The sequence below is a fragment of the Neohoeflea coraliihabitans genome, assembly GCF_019334345.1.
Lineage (GTDB): Bacteria > Pseudomonadota > Alphaproteobacteria > Rhizobiales > Rhizobiaceae > Pseudohoeflea > Pseudohoeflea coraliihabitans.
In genome coordinates, this window is record NZ_JAHWQX010000001.1 from 1,074,387 (window position 1) to 1,092,933 (window position 18,547).

The following is an 18,547-nucleotide window of genomic DNA, read 5'->3' on the forward strand; positions in this document are numbered from 1 at the left end:
CACTTTCCACCGAGAGGACCCGTGCCAGTGCCCGCCAATTGGTTCACCGCGTTTCTCGACCTGGAGAGCAGCGACGACCGCACCTTGCAGCAGCGGATCTACGAGCAGTTCGCCCGAGCCATCCTGACCGGACAGCTCAAGCCGGGAGACCGGTTGCCCTCGACGCGCGAACTGGCAAAGGCCATGGGTGTCGGACGTAACACCGCCAGCTGGGCCTACGAGCAGCTGACCATGGAAGGCTTCGTCCAGACGCGCAAGGGTGCCGGAACTTTCGTGTCCGAAGAACTGCCCGAGGTCGGCCTCGTGGCACAGCGCGAAATGTCCCGCCGTCAGGATCCCGAAGCTCTTTCAACGGTCGCCCGGCGCTCGCAACGCTACCAGGCCGTCGCCCGGTCGCTGCGTGTACCGCAGCGCCCGATTCCCTTTCGCATCAACATGCCGGCGGTCGACGATTTTCCCATCGCCCTCTGGCGACGGGTGACGAAGTCGCTGATGGCCGATGGCGCGCCCGGCGCCGGATCGCTGCTTGGCGAGACCGAACCGGCCGGCTACGGCCCGCTGCGCGAGGCGATTGCCCGCTACCTCACCATCAGCCGCGGCGTCGTCTGCACCCCGGACCAAGTCGTCATCGTGGCCGGCGCACAGCAGGGGCTTGATCTTGCGACCCGACTGCTCCTCGATATCGGGGACCAGGTACTGTGCGAGGACCCGGGATTTCCCGGCTCGGTGGCCGCCTTGCGTGCCGCCGGTGCGGAGATTGGCGCTGTCCCTGTCGATGGCGAAGGTTTTGACATCGAGCTGGGTGAGCGGACCCACCCCGAGGCCCGTCTTGCCGTGGTCTGCCCCTCTTCGCAGTTTCCGCTCGGCTACACCATGTCGCTGGCCCGGCGCCTGGCGCTGATCGAATGGGCAAGGAAAAAGAGCGGCTGGATCATCGAGGACGATTATGATTCGGAATTCCGCTACCGGGGACGGCCGGTGCGCTCGCTGCAAGGTCTCGATGGCGGCAACCGTGTGGTCTATATCGGCACTTTCTCCAAGGTGCTGTTTCCCGGCCTGCGGCTGGCCTACCTCGTGGTTCCCGAGCCGGTCATCGATATCTTCGTCAATGCGCGGATTGTTGCCGGGCGGCAGTCGCCGACCTTCGAGCAGGTGATTGTCGAGCGCTTCATCACCGAGGGTCATCTCGGCCGCCACGTCGCCCGCATGCGGCGCCTTTATGCTGAACGCCGGCTTGCCCTGATCCGTGCGCTCGGCGAGCGCATTCCAGACGACATCCGCCTGCAAGCCTCAGCTACCGGCCTGCAGATGATCGGCTGGCTGCCGCCCGACTGGGACGATGGCGTAATCAGTGCCGCCGCCGCCGCGCAAGGCCTGGAGATCACTCCCATCTCCCGCCTGACGGTGGAACGCACGCGGCCGCCCGCCCTTCTCCTCGGCTTTGGCAATTTTACGCCGGCGGCGATCCACGCCGGAGTCGAAACCCTGGCAGGCGTGCTTGCCGACTACCGCGCTGCCCGTACTTAGCCGCCGAAAGAACGGTCCCCGCCGCATCGGGATTTGACCATGTGCCCGCTGCTATCCATCTGGCGCTGCGCATCCATCCCGGCGGTTGTGGTCTTCGTAGTGGGGTCTGGAGACGTCAGCTTCCGGCAGGCAGCGTCTCGAGTTCGGCTTTCCACGGTGGATTGGCCCCGGCGCGCGAGACGGTCACGCCGGCTGCCCGGGCGCCATAGGCGAGAATGGCTTCCAGATCCGTTTTCTGCAAAGCCCGAATGCGCGCCTTGTCCATCAGGCCGAGTTCTTCAAGCTTTGCCAGCACCCCCGCATTGAAGGTGTCCCCGGCGCCGACCGTATCGACCACCTGCGCCTGCACCGCAGGCCTTTCGACCACCAGATCACCTGCCGCGAAGGCAATCGCCCCGGCGCTGCCGCGGGTGACGATGACCACTGCCGGCCCCTGCTCCATCAGATGCGTGACCTTCGCCTCCAGTGTCGGCGGATCGGGCAGCAGCCAGGCAAGATCCTCATCGGACAGTTTAACGATGTCCGCATGCGCCATCATCGCCGCGAGCCGCGCCCGGAACCGGGCATCGTCCGCGATGAAACCCGGCCGGATATTCGGGTCAAGCATCACCACGCGGCCATTCGCCGCGCGCGCCAAAAGTGCCGCATAGGCATCCGCACCGGGCTCGCAGGCAAGGCTGATACCCCCGAAGAACAATCCTCTTACGGTTTCCGGTAGCGGCGGCAGATCATCCGGCGACAGCATCCGGCCCGCCGAATTCTCGTCGTAGAATTGATAGCTGGCCTGGCCGTCCTTGAGCGTGACGAATGCCAGTGTCGTTGGACGATCGGAAACGATGAGGAAAGACGTATCGACCTGACTGTCGACCAGAGCATTGCGAAGCTGCACGCCGAACAGATCCGTCGACAGGCCGGTGAGCAGTCCCGTCGAGATGCCAAGTCGGCCAAGGGCGATCGCCGTGTTGAAGACGGCGCCCCCACAATGGGCCGCATAGGCGACCTCTTCGCTCACGGCATTGGACAGTCCCGATGCTTGGGCCGGGATCATGTCAATCAGCGCTTCGCCACAACACAGTATCATGGTGTTTCCAGTTGCCGGTCTATCGACCGGCGGTACGCGGGGCTCGGCCCCGCCAATCTTCTGATGCTTCGCCCAGATAGCTGATCAGGGCCGCTTCTGTCCCGTTGGCGTAGATCGCATCGAGCCAGCTGCAAAAAGCACTGCTGAAGCGATCGTCTTCCGCCAGATCGCCATAGATCGCACGTTGCTGCAGCCAGACCTGCGGCGTCTGTCTTGCCTGCTGCGCCGCATCCGTCAACTGCTCCCAGATCGGGTCATTGGCAGCAATCACGGTTCCATCTTCCCGGCGCCCCGCACACATGCGCGCCCACAAGGCCTCGGCAAGCGCCAGTCCCTCGATCGGACCTGAAGTGCGAAGAGCATCACGCAGCACCGGCAGCAGAAATCCGCTGTGCCGGGACGAGCCGTCAAACGCAACCCGGCGCACCGTGTCGACGATCTCCGGATTGGACCAGCGCCGCTCGATCAGGGCGACGTAAGCTTCCGGTGTCATGCCGGGGACGGCATCCACATGCGGAACAATTTCCTCAAGGGTCACCTTGCGCAGATACGGACCGATCAGCGGATTGGCCATGCAGCCCGAAATGGTTTCCACCGATAAGAGTTCGCCCGCATTGGCAATCAGCTGGTGCCCGCCATTGAGCAGACGAATCTTCATCGTCTCGAAAGCTTCGACATTCCCGGAAAACGTCGCTCCGACCTGATCCCAGTCCGGCCGACCGGCGCAGAAATCATCTTCCATGACCCATTGACGAAAGGTCTCATGCGCCACCGGCGCCGCATCATCAAGGCCGAAGTCACGCGCCAGCGCCAGTTCACGTGGACCCGTGGCGGGCACGATGCAATCGACCATCGAATTCGGGAAGGAGCAATTCTCGTTGATCCAGTCAGCCAGATCAGGGTCCGAAAGACGCGCCAGCCCGACGACGGTCCGTCGCAAGACGGCGCCATTGTCCTGAAGGTTATCGCAGCTTTGCCCGGTAAACGGCCCATCGCCGTTGGCGCGGCGGCGCTTCAATGCGGCCACCATGGCGCCGAAAGCTGTGCGGGGGCTCCCGGGATTGGCGGCATCGTGGCGAATGTCCGGATGGCCGAGATCGAGCCCGCGGCCCGACGCATCCGGGTAATACCCGCCCTCCGTCACGGTCAGTGAGACAATGCGGATAGCGGGATCGGCCATGCGGGCAATCAGCGCGCCATGCCCTTCCTCGACCGGCACGAAATCAATCATCGATCCCACCACCTCGGCAGAACGCCCCGCCGGGTCAAGCTCGATGAGTGTGGTGAGATAGTCCTGCGCCGCCAGCTTCAGCCGCTGCCCGGCATCATAGGGGCGCACGCCGGCCCCCACGATCGCCCAGTCATGCGCCAGCCCTTGCTGCATCAGCCGATGCAGATACCAGGCCTGATGGGCACGGTGGAAATTTCCCACCCCGATATGCACGATTCCCGGTGTCAGCCGCGAGCGATCATAACGCGGACGGGCGATGCCGCCTGGCAGATCGCCAAGAGTGGCATTTGACAAATTCATCTCAACTCATCCATTGGCCGCCATCGACATTGTATGTCTGGGCGACGATGTAATCCGCTTCCTTTGAAGCCAGGAAGACAGCCATTCCGGTTAGGTCCGCCGGGACCGCGAAACGGCCGGCCGGGACGCCGGCAGCGACCTCTGCCTTTTTCTGTCCGGGTGGTTTGCCCTCGAGGCGGGCAAACAGTGCATCGACATGATCCCAGTGAGCCCCGTCGACAACGCCCGGCGCGATGGCGTTCACATTGATCCCGTCAGCAATCAGATTCAGCCCGGCCGACTGCGTCAGCGAGATCACCGCCGCCTTGGTCGAGCAATAGACCGCCACCAGACTTTCGCCGCGCCGCCCGGCCTGCGAGGCCATGTTGATGATCTTGCCGCCGTGTCCCTGACGGATCATCTGCCGCGCCGCCGCCTGCAGCGTGAACAGGGTGCCCTCGACATTGACGGCATACAGCCGCTGATAGCTTTCACGCGGAATGTCGACGATCGGATGCGCATCAAACAATGCGGCATTGTTGATCAGGATGTCGAGCTTGCCGGCTGTCTCGACAACACGGGCAACCGCCGCGTCGATACTGGCCTGTTGCGTGACATCCAGTTGCACCGCATAGGCGCCTGCGCCGATCGCCGCCGCAGTTTTCTCGGCGCCGGCGATGTCGATATCAGCCACCGCTACGCGCGCGCCTTCCCGCACATAGGCCTCGGCAAAACTGGCGCCGATGCCGCGGGCCGCGCCGGTGATCAGCGCCGATTGTCCTGCAAGGCGGGTCATTCGATGCGGAGTCCGTCGGTTCCGAAGCGGTGAATCTGGGTCGCATCCGGAGTAAGGTGAATGGTATCGCCGTGATGCAGATCGACATCGCCGCCCGCGCGCACCGTGATCGGCTCGGCAAAACCCGGTATGGTCACATGAAAGAAGGTATCGCTGCCAAGATGCTCGGACACGCCGACCGTGCCGGTCCAGTCACCGGTTCGGTCCGAAACAGACAGATGCTCCGGCCGGATGCCGATCGTATGAGCGCCGCGCCGTTCCGCCTCGGGGCCTTCGATCAGGTTCATTTTCGGTGAGCCGATGAAGCCGGCGACGAACTTGTTGCGCGGCGAACGGTACAAGTCCAGCGGACTGCCCACCTGCTCGATCACTCCGGATTGCAACACGACAATCTTGTCAGCCATCGTCATCGCTTCCACCTGATCGTGCGTCACGTAGATCATCGTCGTGTCGAGACGCTTGTGAAGCTCACTGATTTCCAGCCGCATGCCGACGCGCAGCGCCGCATCGAGATTGGAAAGTGGCTCATCGAACAAGAACGCGTCAGGCTCGCGCACGATCGCCCGTCCGATTGCCACGCGTTGACGCTGACCACCGGACAACTGCCCCGGACGGCGGTCGAGATAGTCGGTCAGGTTGAGCGCTTTCGCCGCAGCCTCGATCCGCCGCTCCTGCTCCTGCTTCGACATCTTCGCCATGCGCATGGGAAAGGCGATGTTTTTGCGCACCGACATGTGCGGATAAAGCGCGTAGCTTTGAAACACCATGGCCAGACCGCGCTTGGCAGGCGGCATGCCCGTGGCGTCGGTGCCATCGATCTCGATCCGTCCGGAAGTGGTATCCTCCAGCCCGGCGATCAGCCGCAACAATGTCGACTTGCCGCAACCGGACGGGCCAACGAAGACCACGAACTCGCCATCCTCGATATCAAGGTCAAGCGGCGGAATGACCGTCACCGGGCCGAATGATTTGGTGACCTGCTTGAGTGCTATGCGTCCCATGAGTTGCTCCTCACTTCACTGCGCCGAACGTCAGGCCGCGGACGAGTTGTTTCTGGCTGAACCAGCCCATGATCAGGATTGGCGCGATGGCCATCACCGAGGCCGCCGAGAGCTTGGCATAAAACAGGCCCTCGGGACTGGAATAGGATGCGATGAAAGCGGTTAGCGGTGCCGCCTTTGCCGCCGTCAGATTGAGCGTCCAGAACGCTTCATTCCAGGCAAGGATGATATTGAGCAGAACCGTCGAAGCCATGCCGGGCACTGCCATGGGCGTCAGCACGTAAAGCACTTCGCTGCGCAGGCTGGCGCCATCCATGCGCGCCGCCTCGAGGATCTCGCCCGGAATTTCGCGGAAATAGGTGTAGAGCATCCAGATGATGATCGGCAGATTGATCAGCGTCAGCACCACCACAAGTCCGATGCGGCTGTCGAGAATGCCCAGATCCCGGAAGATCAGGTAGATCGGCACCAGAACGCCGACCGATGGCAGCATCTTCGTTGACAGCATCCACATCAGCACATCCTTGGTGCGCTTGCCGGGCACGAACGCCATTGCCCAGGCTGCCGGAATGGCGATCAGCAGGCCGAGGAGTGTCGATCCAACCGATATGATCACCGAATTGGAGAAATGCTTGAAATAGTCGGAGCGCTCCTGCACCGCCGTGTAGCTTTCAAACGTCCATCCCGAAGTCAGCACTTCGAGTGGCGCCCGGATCGCGTCGCCCTCGGACTTGAACGACAGGACGACGATCCACAGGATCGGAAAGAAGATGAGAAAGCCGAGCGTTGCGGCGACCGCCGTATTGAGCGCCTTGCGAGAGTTGGAAACCGAGCGTGCCATCTGATCCCTCCTTAAGCGTCCAGGTTCTTGCCAATCATCCGCATCAGGAAGATCGCAACGATGTTGGCGAGGATGATGGCGATGACGCCACCGGCACTGCCCATCCCCACGTCGTATTGCAGCAGCGACGAGACGTAGATCAGGTAGGTCAGATTGGTCGTTGATGTGCCCGGGCCGCCATTCGTCGTCACCAGGATTTCCGCGAAGATCGACAGGAGAAAGATCGTCTGGATCAGAATGACGACGGTGATCGCCCGCGCCAGATGCGGCAACATGATGTACCAGAAGCGTGCCAGCCAGCTGGCCCCGTCCATCTCGGCGGCTTCAAGCTGTTCCTGGTCCAGCGACTGGAACGCCGTCAGCAAGATCAGCGTCGCAAACGGCAGCCATTGCCAGGCAACGATGAAAATGATCGACAGCAAGGGAATCTGACTGAAGAAATCGACCGGCTGCATCCCCAGCGCGCTGGCGATATGGCCGAAGATGCCGTTCACCGGGTTCATGAACATGTTCTTCCAGACCAGGCCCGAAACCGTCGGCATCACGAAGAACGGCGCAATCACCATGATCCGGATGACGCCCTGTCCCCACATCGGCTGGTCAAGCAGCAATGCGAACAGCACGCCGCCGACGGTGGTGATCGCCAGAACGCCGCCAACCAGCAGCAGCGTGTTGAGCATCGCGTCCTTGAAGCTCGGATCGGTGAAGAACCAGTAGTAATTGTCCCAGCCGACGAACGGATTGCCATCCGGCATCAACAGATTGTAGCGCAGGAACGAAAAATAGACCGTCATGCTGAGCGGGATGATCATCCATCCGAGCAACAACAGAACTGCTGGGGAGATCATCAGCCGGGCGGCTGAGCGAGATGCTTTCGTGGCCATGCGATCAATCCTCCGAGCAGCAGTATAGACCGCAATGATCGAAAGGTCCCGCGGGACCTTGTCAATCGGCAGCTTACAATGGGAGAGAGGGTGTTGGGTGTGGACGCGCGCTGCAAGGCGCGCGTCCGTTTCAAGCGTAACTTACTTGATGTAGCCGGCGCGTGTCATCTCACGCTCCGCCAGGTTCTGGGCGCGGTCGAGCGCCTCTTCAGCAGTGATCTGACCGGCCAGTGCCGAGGAGAACTGCTGCCCGACCGCCGTGGCCAGACCCTGGAATTCAGGGATGGCAACGAACTGCACGCCGGTATAGGGCACCGGATCAACCGTCGGATTGGTCGGATCGGCTGCATTGATGCTGTCGAGTGTCATTTTCGCAAACGGCACCTTGGCATATTCGGCGTTTTCATACAGCGACGTGCGGGTTCCGGGAGGCACATTCGCCCAGCCTTCCTTTTCCGCGACCATCTCCGTGTAGGCCTTGGAGGTCGCCCACTCGACGAACTTCTTGGCCGCATCCTCGGAATCCGTGCCTGCCGGAATGGCCAGCGACCAGGCCCAAAGCCAGTTGCCGCGCTTGCCCAGACCGTTGTCCGGCGCCAACGCGAAACCGACCTGATCCGCGACGGTTGAATCGTCCGGGTTGGTCACGAACGAGGCCGCGACGGTGGCATCGATCCACATGCCGCATTTGCCCTGCTGGAACAGCGCCAGGTTTTCGTTAAAACCATTCGACGATGCTCCGGGCGGTCCGGCTTCATTCATCAGATCGAGATAGAAGTTCAGCGCGTTTGCCCATTGTTCGGTGTCGAACTGCGGCTTCCAGTCTTCATCGAACCAGCGCGCGCCGAAGGAATTGGCCGTGGCGGTGAGAAACGCCATGTTCTCGCCCCAGCCAGCCTTGCCGCGCAGGCAGATGCCGTACTGTTCATTTTCCTTGTCGGTCATTGCGACCGCGGCCTCGCGGATGAAGTCCCAGCTCGGCGCGTCGGGCATTTCAAGCCCCGCCTTCTCCATCAGGTCCTTGCGGTACATCACCATCGAGCTTTCGCCATAAAATGGCGCGGCATAGAGCTCGCCATCGACAGTCAGGCCGCCGCGAATAGCGGGAAGAAGGTCGTCGACATCATAGCTCTCTGGCAGATCGTTGAGGGACACGAGCCAGCCCTGCTTGGCCCAGATCGGAACCTCGTAGGTGCCGATGGTCATCACGTCGAATTGCCCACCCTTGGTGGCGATATCCTGAGTGACGCGCTGGCGCAGGACGTTCTCCTCCAGAACGACCCAATCAAGCTCGATATCCGGATTTTGCTTGGTGAATTCCTCGGACAGGGCCTGCATGCGCACCATGTCGCCATTGTTGACCGTGGCGATGGTCACGGTGGTTGCCGCGACCGCGGCCGTGGAGACGAGCGCACCAAGTGCCGTCGTCACGATAAGCGTATTTAACAGTCTCATCCAATTTTCCTCCCTAGATATTCGGATGCATGGGGGATTAATGAGCGATACTGTTATGCATGTCAACTTTTTTCTTTACGCCCGTAAATTTTATGGGCGCGCGCAATCAGGCAGAAACGCGCAGAACCAGCTTGCCTTCGCACAGAATCTCCTCGCGCCGGGGCGGCGGCGCACCCTTGTCGATCAGCTGGAACAGCAGATCCGCGCTTTTTTCGGCAATTGCCTCATAATCCTGCGATACCGTTGTCAGGGGCGGGCAGGTAAAGCGCGCCCACGGATGATCATCGTGGCCGGCGATGCGCAACGCGCAGCCCGGCCCGTGCCCGACACGCCGCCCGGTCTCGTAGGCTGCGGCAATCAGGCCGATCGCCAGCCGGTCATTGCTGCACAGGATCGTGTCCGACGGCAGGGCCTTCTCGGATATCAGCCGGATACCGCCTTCCTTGCCTATTCGTTCGAACTCCCATCCGGCCCCCTCCACCTGCACCACCATGGGTTCGTAACCCAGCCGCTCCATCGAGCGCGTATAGGCTTCCCGCCGCTTGTTGGCGTTCGGATTGACAGGCTGCATCTCGAAGAAACACGGCGCCTCGCCGGTGCGGCAAAGATAATCGACAATCAGCCCGATACTCTGAAAATTGTCCGACCCGACAAAAGCTTCACCCACATTGACATTGCTGTCGAAGACAATCGTCGGCACCTCTTCGGCAAAACGCCGTACACTTTCCAGGTCCGAATGGCGCCCCAGCGGCGCCAGCAGCGCCCCAGCCGGCTTCAACGACTGCAGCGTCGCCAACGCATTATTCTCAAGATCCTGGCGCCCATGCGCACTGAACACGATGGGCCAGAAGCCGGCATCAATGCAGCGCCATTCAATCATGCGGACGATTTCCGCGAAGAACGGATCGGCGAGGTAAGGCACAAGAATGCCGACTGTCTTCGTCAGCTTGCGGTTCTGATTGATGGCAAAGATGTTCGGGCGGTAATCATACTCTTCGAGCGCCGCCTCGATGCGCATCCGCGAACTCTTGCGCACGCTCTCCGGATCGCGAAAATACTTCGAGACGGTCGGACGCGAAATACCGCTCAGCTCGGCGAACTCCTCCATGTTCCTGATTTTACGTCCGGCCACAAGGCTCTCCCATTGCTTTCATATTGCCCACCAGAGAGAGCACGATAACATCTCGATGTAAAATACAATTTTACGCGCGTAATATTTTCTGTCAATTTAGGGTGCTCGAAGCCGTTCGGTCAAGGGCCGACTTTTGCAGGAACCAGACTCACAGCGCCCAGAGCAGCGCCGCCAGAAGGGCAAGGCCGGCGGCAAAGCCGGCCGCATCACCGCGCGTCATCGCCACATCGCGCAAATGACTGCGCGGTCGTCCAGCTTGCAGTCCGCGCGCCTCCATCGCCAGGGCGGCGCGGCCGGCCCGGCGTATGGCGAACGCCAATAGCGGGATCGTCAGCGCCGCCACTTCACCCGGACCCGGCAGGCGCCGCAAGGCCCGGCCGCGGCGGATGGCGCGGGCCATCCGCAGACTTTGCATCTCGCGCCCCAGATCCGGCACAAGGTGCATCGCCTGCATCAGAGCGTAGCCAACTGATGGCGGCAGTCGCAGATGCACCATCAGCGCGCGCACGAAGTGGCCTGGATCGGTGGTCAGCGCGAAAAGCGCCGAGAGCAGCCCACAGGCGAGGGTGCGGGCAAACAGCACAAGGCCCGGAGAAAAATCGGGTCGCCGCATGGATTGCTCGCCAGCCATCTGCAGCGCGTAGCCGGATTCCGCTGAAAAAAGCACGGATGTCGTCAGAAAGCCGAATCCAAACAGCGCAAATGGCACAGTCAGAACGATCATCTTCCACAACCGCACCCCCTCGCCCAGCCACAACAATGCGAATGCCAGGACAGCCGCCGCCACTTGAAACCGCAAATCGAAGACCAGAACCGACGCAGCGATCCAGATGAGGCAGAGAAAGAACTTCGGTAGAGAGTGAAAATGCTTCAGCATCGCTGCTCGACCCACTCGAGCAGTCCTGCCGCTTCGGGCGGCGCGAGATCCTGCGCCTCAAGCAATACTCTGTTGCGCAGCACATCGCTCGCCGGCCCGATTGCCGCCAGCCGTCCCGGCGCCAGCACGGCGATGCGGTCGCAGACCGACAGCGCGAAGTCGGCGTCATGCGTGATCACCGCGATCGCCCGCCCCGTGCCGGCAAGGCGCCGGATGTGCGCCGCCGCGATTTCCGTCCCCTTGAAATCCAGTCCGGCAGTCGGTTCATCAAGAACCAGCAACGGCCACCGCTTGGTCGCCGTCAGCAGCGCCAGGGCGAGACGGCGCTTCTGCCCCATCGACAGGGTGAAGGGATGCTGTTCGGCAACCTTGCCCAACCCCCATTCTTCCAGGACCGCCGCTACAGCCGCGGCGGGCAGGCCGACTGCGGCCAGTTCCGCCCGCACGGTATCGGCGCTGAAATGCGCTTCGGCGTTCTGAAAGGCAATGGCGCCGGGGGCGCCGTGCCGTCGGCCCTTGCGCGGCGGCACAAGTCCGGCCAGGCAGGCGGCAAGTGTCGATTTTCCCGCCCCGTTCGGCCCGATGATGCCAAGCACCTCTCCGCCACGCAGGCTGAAGGACACATCCTCCACGACCACCGGGCCGAACGGCGGCGCGCAGGCCACATGCTCCAGCCTGACCCGCTCCGGTCCCAATGGCACGGGCTGCGGCAGCAGCAACGGCTTCAAGTCCGTCTCCGGCGGCAGGCATGCGAGAAGATCCTTGACCTGAGTGACGGGCGGGATCTTCACGCCCTGTCGGGCCAGCGCCTCGCGCACCCGCACCGCCAGCGGCGTCCAGATGCCTTCGGCGATCAACGCCGCGCCGAACTCCGCGAACACTGAATCGGGCGCACCTTCGGCAAGCAACTGGCCGCCCGCTCCGAGCACAATCACCCGGTCGATGCGGTCGAGGATCGGCCCGAGGCGATGGTCGACGATCAGGGTTGTGCGCCCGCGGGCCAGGAGGCGATCGGCCATCAGGCGCGCCGCTTTCGGAGCCAGGCTGGCCGTCGGCTCGTCGGCGATCACGGCATCGACATCCTGCGCCAGCACCGCCGCCAGCGCGACGATTTGCTTCTGACCGCCCGACAGCGTCGCAATGCGCCGCATTCGCCACTCCGGCGGCAAGCCGGCCAAGTCCATGGCCCGAACGACGCTTTCCTCGATCGCGCCGGCGGGAATATTGCAATTCTCCAGCGCAAAGGCGATTTCGTCCTCAACCGTCAGGCCGGCCAGCGTCTGCTCGACATCCTGAAACAGCAGTGCAACCCTATCGGCCCATTGCGCCGGGCTGCGCGCCTCGGCCGGATGCCCGAACAACCGGATCTGCCCGTCTCGCTCTGCCGCGATGCTGCGTGGAATCAAACCCGTCAGCGTGTGCAGCAGGCTCGATTTGCCGCAACCCGAAGGCCCGAGCAGCAGCACCCGCTCGCCTCGCCTGACCTGCAGGGACAGCGGCCCGACGGCAGGCCGCGGTGCGTAGGGGTAACGCACCGCAACCGCGTCGCAGGCAATGGCCTCAGGCGTGTGCAGCACGCAGATCCCGTTCGATCCGCAATCCCGACAAGACGCCTGTGCGGTACAGGGCCCGGATCACCAAATGGCCAAGCAGCCCCCCGAGCAAGGCGCCGGAGGCACAGCGCAGCACGAACATTGCCGCCAGCAGCCCAGGCGCCAGATTGCCGTAGTCGAAGCGCATCCAGGTATAGGCGAACGAGGCCAGGGCGGCCCCGACCCCCGCTGCCATCAGCACCGGCAGCGACCAGCGGCGATAGCGCGTGGCCGCGAACACGGCTTCGGCACCGGCGCCCTGCACAAATCCTGTCAGCAGCAACAAGAGGCCGGCCGGGCTGCCAAGCAGGATCTGCACCGCCGCCGCCAACATCTCCGACACCAGCGCTACGCCGGGTTTGCGGATGATTCCGGCGGCAATGATGGAGACGATGAACCAGAAGCCCATCACCACATCCATGGTCACCGCGCCGAACAGCGCCTGGGCGATCAGCCAGACCTGAACCCATCCGAGATAGAGAACACCGAAAACCGCGCCGAGCACGGCGACGATCAGAGTTTCACGCAAAGTCCAGACAGCCGCATGGGGCATGACAGTCTCCATTGTTTGTAAGGAAGGAAGAGACGGCGATAAACGCCAGCTCGGGATAGGCTCAGAATTTGCTCGGGCTGTTTGCCGAGAGGGTCACGTCGAGAGCCACGTGACCCGCTTGTGCGCCGAAACCCGTGAAGGCCTGCGACAGCGTTTCGAACACCGGGCCGGCATCGCCGCGCAACTTGGTGCAGAAATGTTTTGATTTCTCGAAAGTGCCGGACGCTTTGACGAAATCGATGCAGCCGTAGATTTCATCCATGTGGTGACCGAGACCCAACGGATACAGCGAGAACTGCGCCGCCACCGGCTGGCCGGTCTCTTTCGCAGCTTCGACTCGTCCCCGGGCCGCTTCAATGCGTGTATGAAGCGGCGCATCGGCACGAAGCCCACCCTCGGGCGGCGTACAGATCGGATCATCCGGTTCACCGGGACATCCGCGAGACACCGTTGCGTGCAAGGTGCAATGCACCCCGCCCCGCGCAGCCGCGACGAACAGGTCGCGCATGGCCGGAAACAGGATGTCGGCAGGCCCGACCATCAGGGTCGAGACGTCGTCGGTCTCGATGCGCAATCGATCGCGCCATGGATCCAGCGCGTCCAGCGCGCCGAGAATCACGGCAACGAAATCATCGGACATCGGATATAGGGAGAGCTGTGCCCCTGAGAACATTTCACCTCGCTCCGCTGGCATTACCCAGATCAGCTGAAGGGTCTGCGGGATTGCACCCGGCATCTCAGCCCCGGCTTTACGGAGCACCCCTGTGGATGGCCTTGATTAGCACAGCCGCGCCGTTTGACAAGCCCATTGTGGCTCGCACCGCACCGCCGTCGTCCGATTTTTCGCAGCAACGACCCACGAAATTCTACTGAAAATAAACTGCTAACGTTGCAGAATCGCAACTATCTTCATGAAAGAATTACGATATGTTCAGCTTGATTGATGGGAGATTTCGATTTGTTGGGTGTACCGAAATTGCGACACGTCCTGATTGCATCTGTGGCAATCGCGGCACTCTCCACCCCGGCGCACGCCGAGGATGGCAGCCTTGACTGGTCCGGCTTTTATGTCGGTGCTCAGGGCGGCTTTGTGTCGTCGGCCCCGAATTTCACTGGTACGATAGCCGTTGATGAGGGGCCCTATCCCGAGGAAGGGTTTATCGGCGGCGTCCACTTCGGTCATGATTGGCAGATCGACAATGTTGTCTTCGGTTTTGTCGGTGACATCAATTACCTCGGCGTTGAGCAGACAAATCTTTCCGGTTCGTTTACTGGTAAGGATGAAGACTACGCCTACGACATCGACTGGATGGCGACGGCGCGGGCCCGCGTCGGTGTTCTCCCCACTGAACAGCTGCTGATTTATGGAACTGTCGGCGCGGCCGTCGCAGAAATCGCGGTAGACAGTCGTGTGGAACAGAATTTCGCCCCGGATCAAGTATTTTCCGACAGCGGGCTGCAATTCGGTGGTGTGGTTGGCGTCGGAGCGGAGTTTGCGCTCGCGCCGAATTGGTCGGTGAAGGCGGAGATATTGCATGCCGAATTCGGAACGGTAGACGCCGAACCTGGGTCGAATCCGAGCGGCTTCAATCCGTCAGTGACGTCCGCGACCATCGGTCTGTCATTCAAGTTCGGCAGGTAGTGCCCGCCGCACTGCTGCCGGCACGCCCGGCCCCTCATAGGGCGCCGCCGTGCCCGCTTTGACGTTCGCCTGATCCCTGACAACGTATTCTTCGCGCGTCATGCCGAATACCATTTGATCAAGCCGCTCCCCCGTCCGCCCGTCGATCCGGTGCGAGCGCAGTGTTCCTTCAAGCGTCAGCATGGCGAAGGTGCAGGCCGCCACCGCGGCCCTGTTGCGGGCGAGCGGCTGAAAGGTCAGCTTTTCCATTTTCCGCTCGATGAAGAAATACCGGACCATGATCCGCACCGCGTTGATCGTCGTCGAAAGGTTGCGGTGATCTGCCTCGCCGATGACCACATGCAGCGCCCCGACCTTATGCCGCAGGTCCAGTTCGAGCATCATCAGTCCGAGGGGCGCATCGTCGGAGCGATTGCGGATCGCCACCAGATTGCGCCTGATATTATCGAAACTGGCGACATAGGCCCTGAAAGCCTCCGTCCCCATCGCGGCGCGGGGCGCGTTCACGCCCTCCATGATCTCCGGAGCTGTCAGCCACTCCTCGATCACCGGGGTCACCTCGGACGGCTTGAGCGTCCTGAGCCGCAGCTTGTCACTCCACCGGTCGATGAAAACCGGCTTCAGCCGCTGGGCGGCGAGTGGGGGGCGAATGCGGGGCGGAGCGGAGCGTGTCATTTTAGGCATTGCTAATTCTTGCGGTGCCTGCATGCCCTTGGTCAAGTCGGCAAAAAAACGGGAACAACGCGCGGGACCTTTCGCCTACGAATTCTCCGCGCCCGTGTCCGGCGCATCCGAATTGGGTTGATCAGCCTCGCCCAACGGAGAATCGCCCTCCTTGTTGAGGATCAGGTGCCGCCGCCGCGGCAGATAGCGTCCGCCTTCAAGCTCGCGAATGTGTTTGACCAGCTTCTCTCTCACTTCGTTGTGCAAATACCAGGAGTTGAAGGCCGAGGTCGCCGAGATCCACACCCAGAGCACCGCCACTTCACCTGTGAGCTCGACCATCTCCACCTGCGGCGGCTCGCTCGTGGCGCGCGCATCGGACTCGACGATCTCCTTGACCTTCTCCCGGACGCTGTCGACATCGATGCGATAGTCGACCGGGATCTTGACAATGCGTCGCACCGCATCGCCTTCCTTCGACCAGTTTTCGAAGGGCCGTGAGAGAAGGTCGCTGTGCGGGACGATGATCCGCGTGTCGATCCAGGTGCGCAGAACCGTATGGGCAAAGGAGATGTCTTCGACAGTGGCCCAATGTTCATCAAAAACCACGACATCGCCGATGCGCACCGGATCGGTCAAAGCAATCTGCAGCCCCGCGACCATGTTGCCGAGCAGGGGTCGTGCGGCGATGGCGACCAGCACACCGAGCGCACCGGCCGAGGCCAGGATCGAGATGCCGAACGATTCGAAAATTCCGACCCGAAGCAGGATGTAGCCGATGCTCACCAGCGCCACCGCAACAATGACCAGCCGTCGCGCCACATAGACGGCGGTTTGTATTCGCCGATTTTCCGGATCGTCCGAGGTGAGGGGAACCACGTATTTCCGACTGAGAGCGAGGCTCAATCCTGAAGCCGTCTGCAAGACCAGCCAGGCACCGGCCGCCAAGGCGACGATCTCTGACGCCACATCCATCGACTTGGCGATCGGAAGCGTGAGCACCACCAGTTCTTTCAGGCTGATGCGGAATGCGACCGCGGCAATGAGGACCGCAAGCGGCAGGCAGACATTCTTTCCGGCGCGCCGATATCGCAGCGGCAGCAGGCGCACCATGAGACGCATGCCAAGATAAGAGAGTAACCCGAGCACCAGCGCGGCGGTCAGCATGAGGGCCGCTGCGATCCGTTCTACCGTCGAAGAATAGTCGTACGTATCGACCCGTTCGCTGAGCGGCAGCCAGCGACTGAGCAGATCTCGGCCGGGCTCGCGATATATATCAGGCACCCGTTCGACCATGAACGGTGAAAACAACCACACCGCCTCTCCATCCGGGGGCTGGAAGCGTTGCAGGCTGATCGGGATCGGCCGACCATCCAGCTCCACCGTCCCCAGTTCAACCGAGCGTCGCTTGTACGGACTGGTCGATTGCTGCAGCCGTGGCAATACTCTCGCGTCCGGCTGGTCCGGAATGTCCGTCCAATCGATGAGATCGTATCGCCGCAGGATGAAGGCCAGCATCAGGGCGAGTTCCGGCGCGCGGTCCGCCTGCTCTTCGGCCGGGATGGCATTGAGGTTCAAGGTCGCACCGGCCCGGCGGAAATCCTTGCGGCGAATGGCTTCCAGAAACGCCTCGAGACTCGCTCTCGGCGTATCGAGGCGCAGAGAGCCGATATCCGCCGGCAGTCCCACGTTCAGCGGCTCGGACTTGAAAGCGAAAGCGGCGCTGCCGCTTTCATCCTCCTGCGCTTGAGCGGAGGATGAAACGAGTTGCATGAACGCCAGGATCACCGCCAGGAGCAGCAATGGCGCCTTTCCTGCAATCATGCTCTTCCTCCTCTCGCTCGCACAGGCGAAGCCCGAAGACCGCCATCTTTCCCCTCGCCCACATAGCATTGTGCACCAAAAGCCCAAGGGTCAGGACTCGTTAATCTGATTGTTATGCGCTCGATATGGCAAGGACTACGAGAAAAAGCCTGTAAAATGGAGCATATGTGCGCCTCAGGGGCTAGGACGCGGGTGCCTGCCGCCAGATTGCCAGGGTCGTCGAACGTCCTCCGGATCGGACGGGTGACAAACCGGCCGAAAACGTTAGAATTCGCCGATGTCCGATGCCCTTAGAATAAAGAATGGACCTTTCGGCCGTGTCGCCTTGCTCGACATGGATCGGTCGCTGGTGCGGCACGCGCATCCGCATTGCCATGTCCTGTTGAAGATCGACGGCGCGGACACATCGTTTTTGGTCGGCGACAGTGTCGCACATCTGACTGACGAAAGTGCGGTGCTGATCAATGCCTGGACCCCGCATGCCTATGTCCACCGGCCCGACGCGCCCCGCACGATCATCCTGGCTCTTTATATCGAGCCGTCCTGGCTGACCATGCTGCGTCACAACTGGGCCGCCAGCGGCGGTGCCGGTTTCTTCGGCAGAATATCGGACGCCATCACGCCACGCATCCGCAAGCAGGCCCTGGAGCTGGCGTCCAGCATGGTTCATGCGCCCACCGCCGAAGTCGATCATGAAGAACAGCTCAGCGCGCTGATGATCGCGGTGATCGAGCGGTTCACCGAATGGCGCACTGTCGGCGACCATCTGCGAAACGCGGCGCGCACCCAGTGCATCGATCGCCGCGTCAGCACCGCCATTGCGGAAATGCGCTCCAATCCCGGCAGCATTGATGGCATCGATCGCCTCGCCGCCTCATCGGGGATGAGCCGGGCCAACTTCTTTCGCGTCTTCGAGAACTCGACCGGCGTCACGCCGCGTGTCTTCCTGAATGCGATCCGGCTGGAGCAGGCCATCAGCGCCACGCTGTCCACCGATGTCAGCTTCGGCGCCTTGTCGGACCGCCTCGGTTTTTCCACCCAGGCGCATTTCACCCGCTTTTTCCGGGATAACGCCGGCGTCACGCCGTCGAACTTCCGCGCCACCTCACGACTGGGCGATCTGTCGCAATTTCTGCGAATTTGAGACTCCAGGGTAAAACGCGCAACTC

Annotated in this window: 17 protein-coding genes and 1 riboswitch; of the genes, 3 read left to right on the top strand and 14 right to left on the bottom strand. The window is 62.1% G+C overall.

Annotated features, from left to right (window positions below; genetic code table 11):
- The first annotated feature begins 27 nt into the window (after nt 1–27).
- A complete protein-coding gene (pdxR, locus tag KY465_RS05090) occupies nt 28–1,527 on the top strand; it encodes a MocR-like pyridoxine biosynthesis transcription factor PdxR (RefSeq protein WP_219200415.1) in 1,500 nt (499 codons plus the stop codon).
- A 115-nt stretch (nt 1,528–1,642) separates the two neighbouring features.
- On the opposite strand, the gene KY465_RS05095 is transcribed toward pdxR, so the two are convergent.
- From KY465_RS05095 to KY465_RS05150, 12 genes are all read right to left on the bottom strand, one after another.
- The gene (locus tag KY465_RS05095) at nt 1,643–2,608 is read right to left on the bottom strand and encodes a carbohydrate kinase family protein (RefSeq protein ID WP_219200416.1); all 966 of its coding nucleotides are present in this window, start codon (nt 2,606–2,608) and stop codon (nt 1,643–1,645) included.
- Nucleotides 2,609–2,627: 19 nt separating this feature from the next.
- Nucleotides 2,628–4,139 carry a mannitol dehydrogenase family protein gene (locus tag KY465_RS05100; RefSeq protein WP_219200418.1) on the bottom strand — a complete coding sequence of 504 codons (1,512 nt, stop codon included), beginning with the start codon at nt 4,137–4,139 and terminating at the stop codon, nt 2,628–2,630.
- Between the two features lies 1 nt (nt 4,140).
- On the bottom strand, nt 4,141–4,914 hold the full coding sequence (locus tag KY465_RS05105) for an L-iditol 2-dehydrogenase (RefSeq protein WP_219200419.1): 774 nt from the start codon (nt 4,912–4,914) through the stop codon (nt 4,141–4,143).
- Entirely contained in the window at nt 4,911–5,915 is a 1,005-nt protein-coding gene (locus tag KY465_RS05110) for an ABC transporter ATP-binding protein (RefSeq protein ID WP_219200421.1), read from the bottom strand. The genes KY465_RS05105 and KY465_RS05110 overlap by 4 nt, the downstream gene beginning before the upstream one ends.
- A gap of 10 nt (nt 5,916–5,925) precedes the next feature.
- A complete protein-coding gene (locus KY465_RS05115; protein WP_219200423.1) occupies nt 5,926–6,756 on the bottom strand; it encodes a carbohydrate ABC transporter permease in 831 nt (276 codons plus the stop codon).
- Between the two features lie 11 nt (nt 6,757–6,767).
- Nucleotides 6,768–7,640 (bottom strand): carbohydrate ABC transporter permease, encoded by an 873-nt coding sequence (locus KY465_RS05120; RefSeq protein ID WP_219200424.1) that lies wholly within the window; start codon nt 7,638–7,640, stop codon nt 6,768–6,770.
- 141 nt (nt 7,641–7,781) lie between these two features.
- Entirely contained in the window at nt 7,782–9,095 is a 1,314-nt protein-coding gene (locus tag KY465_RS05125; RefSeq protein ID WP_219200426.1) for an ABC transporter substrate-binding protein, read from the bottom strand.
- A 106-nt stretch (nt 9,096–9,201) separates the two neighbouring features.
- The gene (locus KY465_RS05130; protein ID WP_219200428.1) at nt 9,202–10,227 is read right to left on the bottom strand and encodes a LacI family DNA-binding transcriptional regulator; all 1,026 of its coding nucleotides are present in this window, start codon (nt 10,225–10,227) and stop codon (nt 9,202–9,204) included.
- Nucleotides 10,228–10,375: 148 nt separating this feature from the next.
- Entirely contained in the window at nt 10,376–11,119 is a 744-nt protein-coding gene (locus KY465_RS05135; RefSeq protein ID WP_219200430.1) for an energy-coupling factor transporter transmembrane component T family protein, read from the bottom strand.
- On the bottom strand, nt 11,098–12,681 hold the full coding sequence (locus KY465_RS05140) for an ABC transporter ATP-binding protein (protein WP_219200432.1): 1,584 nt from the start codon (nt 12,679–12,681) through the stop codon (nt 11,098–11,100). The genes KY465_RS05135 and KY465_RS05140 overlap by 22 nt, the downstream gene beginning before the upstream one ends.
- Nucleotides 12,665–13,249, bottom strand: a complete 585-nt coding sequence (locus tag KY465_RS05145; RefSeq protein WP_219200434.1) for an ECF transporter S component — start codon at nt 13,247–13,249, stop codon at nt 12,665–12,667. The genes KY465_RS05140 and KY465_RS05145 overlap by 17 nt, the downstream gene beginning before the upstream one ends.
- A 61-nt stretch (nt 13,250–13,310) precedes the next feature.
- Entirely contained in the window at nt 13,311–13,922 is a 612-nt protein-coding gene (locus KY465_RS05150; RefSeq protein WP_219200437.1) for a Ykof family thiamine-binding protein, read from the bottom strand.
- A riboswitch (TPP riboswitch) is annotated at nt 13,911–14,023 on the bottom strand. Its footprint overlaps the gene before it by 12 nt.
- A 169-nt stretch (nt 14,024–14,192) precedes the next feature.
- On the opposite strand from KY465_RS05150, the gene KY465_RS05155 reads away from it, so the two are divergent.
- Complete coding sequence (locus tag KY465_RS05155; RefSeq protein WP_219200439.1) at nt 14,193–14,891, top strand: outer membrane protein; 699 nt, start codon at nt 14,193–14,195, stop codon at nt 14,889–14,891.
- Here the strand turns inward: KY465_RS05155 and KY465_RS05160 are convergent.
- Complete coding sequence (locus KY465_RS05160; protein ID WP_219200441.1) at nt 14,871–15,566, bottom strand: GNAT family N-acetyltransferase; 696 nt, start codon at nt 15,564–15,566, stop codon at nt 14,871–14,873. The genes KY465_RS05155 and KY465_RS05160 overlap by 21 nt on opposite strands.
- 84 nt (nt 15,567–15,650) lie before the next feature.
- On the bottom strand, nt 15,651–17,378 hold the full coding sequence (locus tag KY465_RS05165; protein ID WP_219200443.1) for a mechanosensitive ion channel family protein: 1,728 nt from the start codon (nt 17,376–17,378) through the stop codon (nt 15,651–15,653).
- A gap of 277 nt (nt 17,379–17,655) precedes the next feature.
- On the opposite strand from KY465_RS05165, the gene KY465_RS05170 reads away from it, so the two are divergent.
- Nucleotides 17,656–18,522, top strand: coding sequence for a helix-turn-helix transcriptional regulator (locus KY465_RS05170; protein ID WP_219200444.1), 867 nt, complete (start codon nt 17,656–17,658; stop codon nt 18,520–18,522).
- The last annotated feature ends 25 nt before the right edge of the window (nt 18,523–18,547 follow it).

Excerpts from the sequence above, each read along its gene's own strand:
- KY465_RS05095 (WP_219200416.1), bottom strand. The coding sequence starts at position 2,608 with ATGATACTGTGTTGTGGCGAAGCGCTGATTGACATGATCCCGGCCCAA.
- KY465_RS05100 (WP_219200418.1), bottom strand. The coding sequence starts at position 4,139 with ATGAATTTGTCAAATGCCACTCTTGGCGATCTGCCAGGCGGCATCGCC.
- KY465_RS05105 (WP_219200419.1), bottom strand. The coding sequence starts at position 4,914 with ATGACCCGCCTTGCAGGACAATCGGCGCTGATCACCGGCGCGGCCCGC.
- KY465_RS05110 (WP_219200421.1), bottom strand. The coding sequence starts at position 5,915 with ATGGGACGCATAGCACTCAAGCAGGTCACCAAATCATTCGGCCCGGTG.
- KY465_RS05115 (WP_219200423.1), bottom strand. The coding sequence starts at position 6,756 with ATGGCACGCTCGGTTTCCAACTCTCGCAAGGCGCTCAATACGGCGGTC.
- KY465_RS05120 (WP_219200424.1), bottom strand. The coding sequence starts at position 7,640 with ATGGCCACGAAAGCATCTCGCTCAGCCGCCCGGCTGATGATCTCCCCA.
- KY465_RS05125 (WP_219200426.1), bottom strand. The coding sequence starts at position 9,095 with ATGAGACTGTTAAATACGCTTATCGTGACGACGGCACTTGGTGCGCTC.
- KY465_RS05145 (WP_219200434.1), bottom strand. The coding sequence starts at position 13,249 with ATGCCCCATGCGGCTGTCTGGACTTTGCGTGAAACTCTGATCGTCGCC.
- KY465_RS05150 (WP_219200437.1), bottom strand. The coding sequence starts at position 13,922 with ATGTTCTCAGGGGCACAGCTCTCCCTATATCCGATGTCCGATGATTTC.
- KY465_RS05155 (WP_219200439.1), top strand. The coding sequence starts at position 14,193 with ATGGGAGATTTCGATTTGTTGGGTGTACCGAAATTGCGACACGTCCTG.
- KY465_RS05160 (WP_219200441.1), bottom strand. The coding sequence starts at position 15,566 with ATGACACGCTCCGCTCCGCCCCGCATTCGCCCCCCACTCGCCGCCCAG.
- KY465_RS05165 (WP_219200443.1), bottom strand. The coding sequence starts at position 17,378 with ATGATTGCAGGAAAGGCGCCATTGCTGCTCCTGGCGGTGATCCTGGCG.
- KY465_RS05170 (WP_219200444.1), top strand. The coding sequence starts at position 17,656 with ATGTCCGATGCCCTTAGAATAAAGAATGGACCTTTCGGCCGTGTCGCC.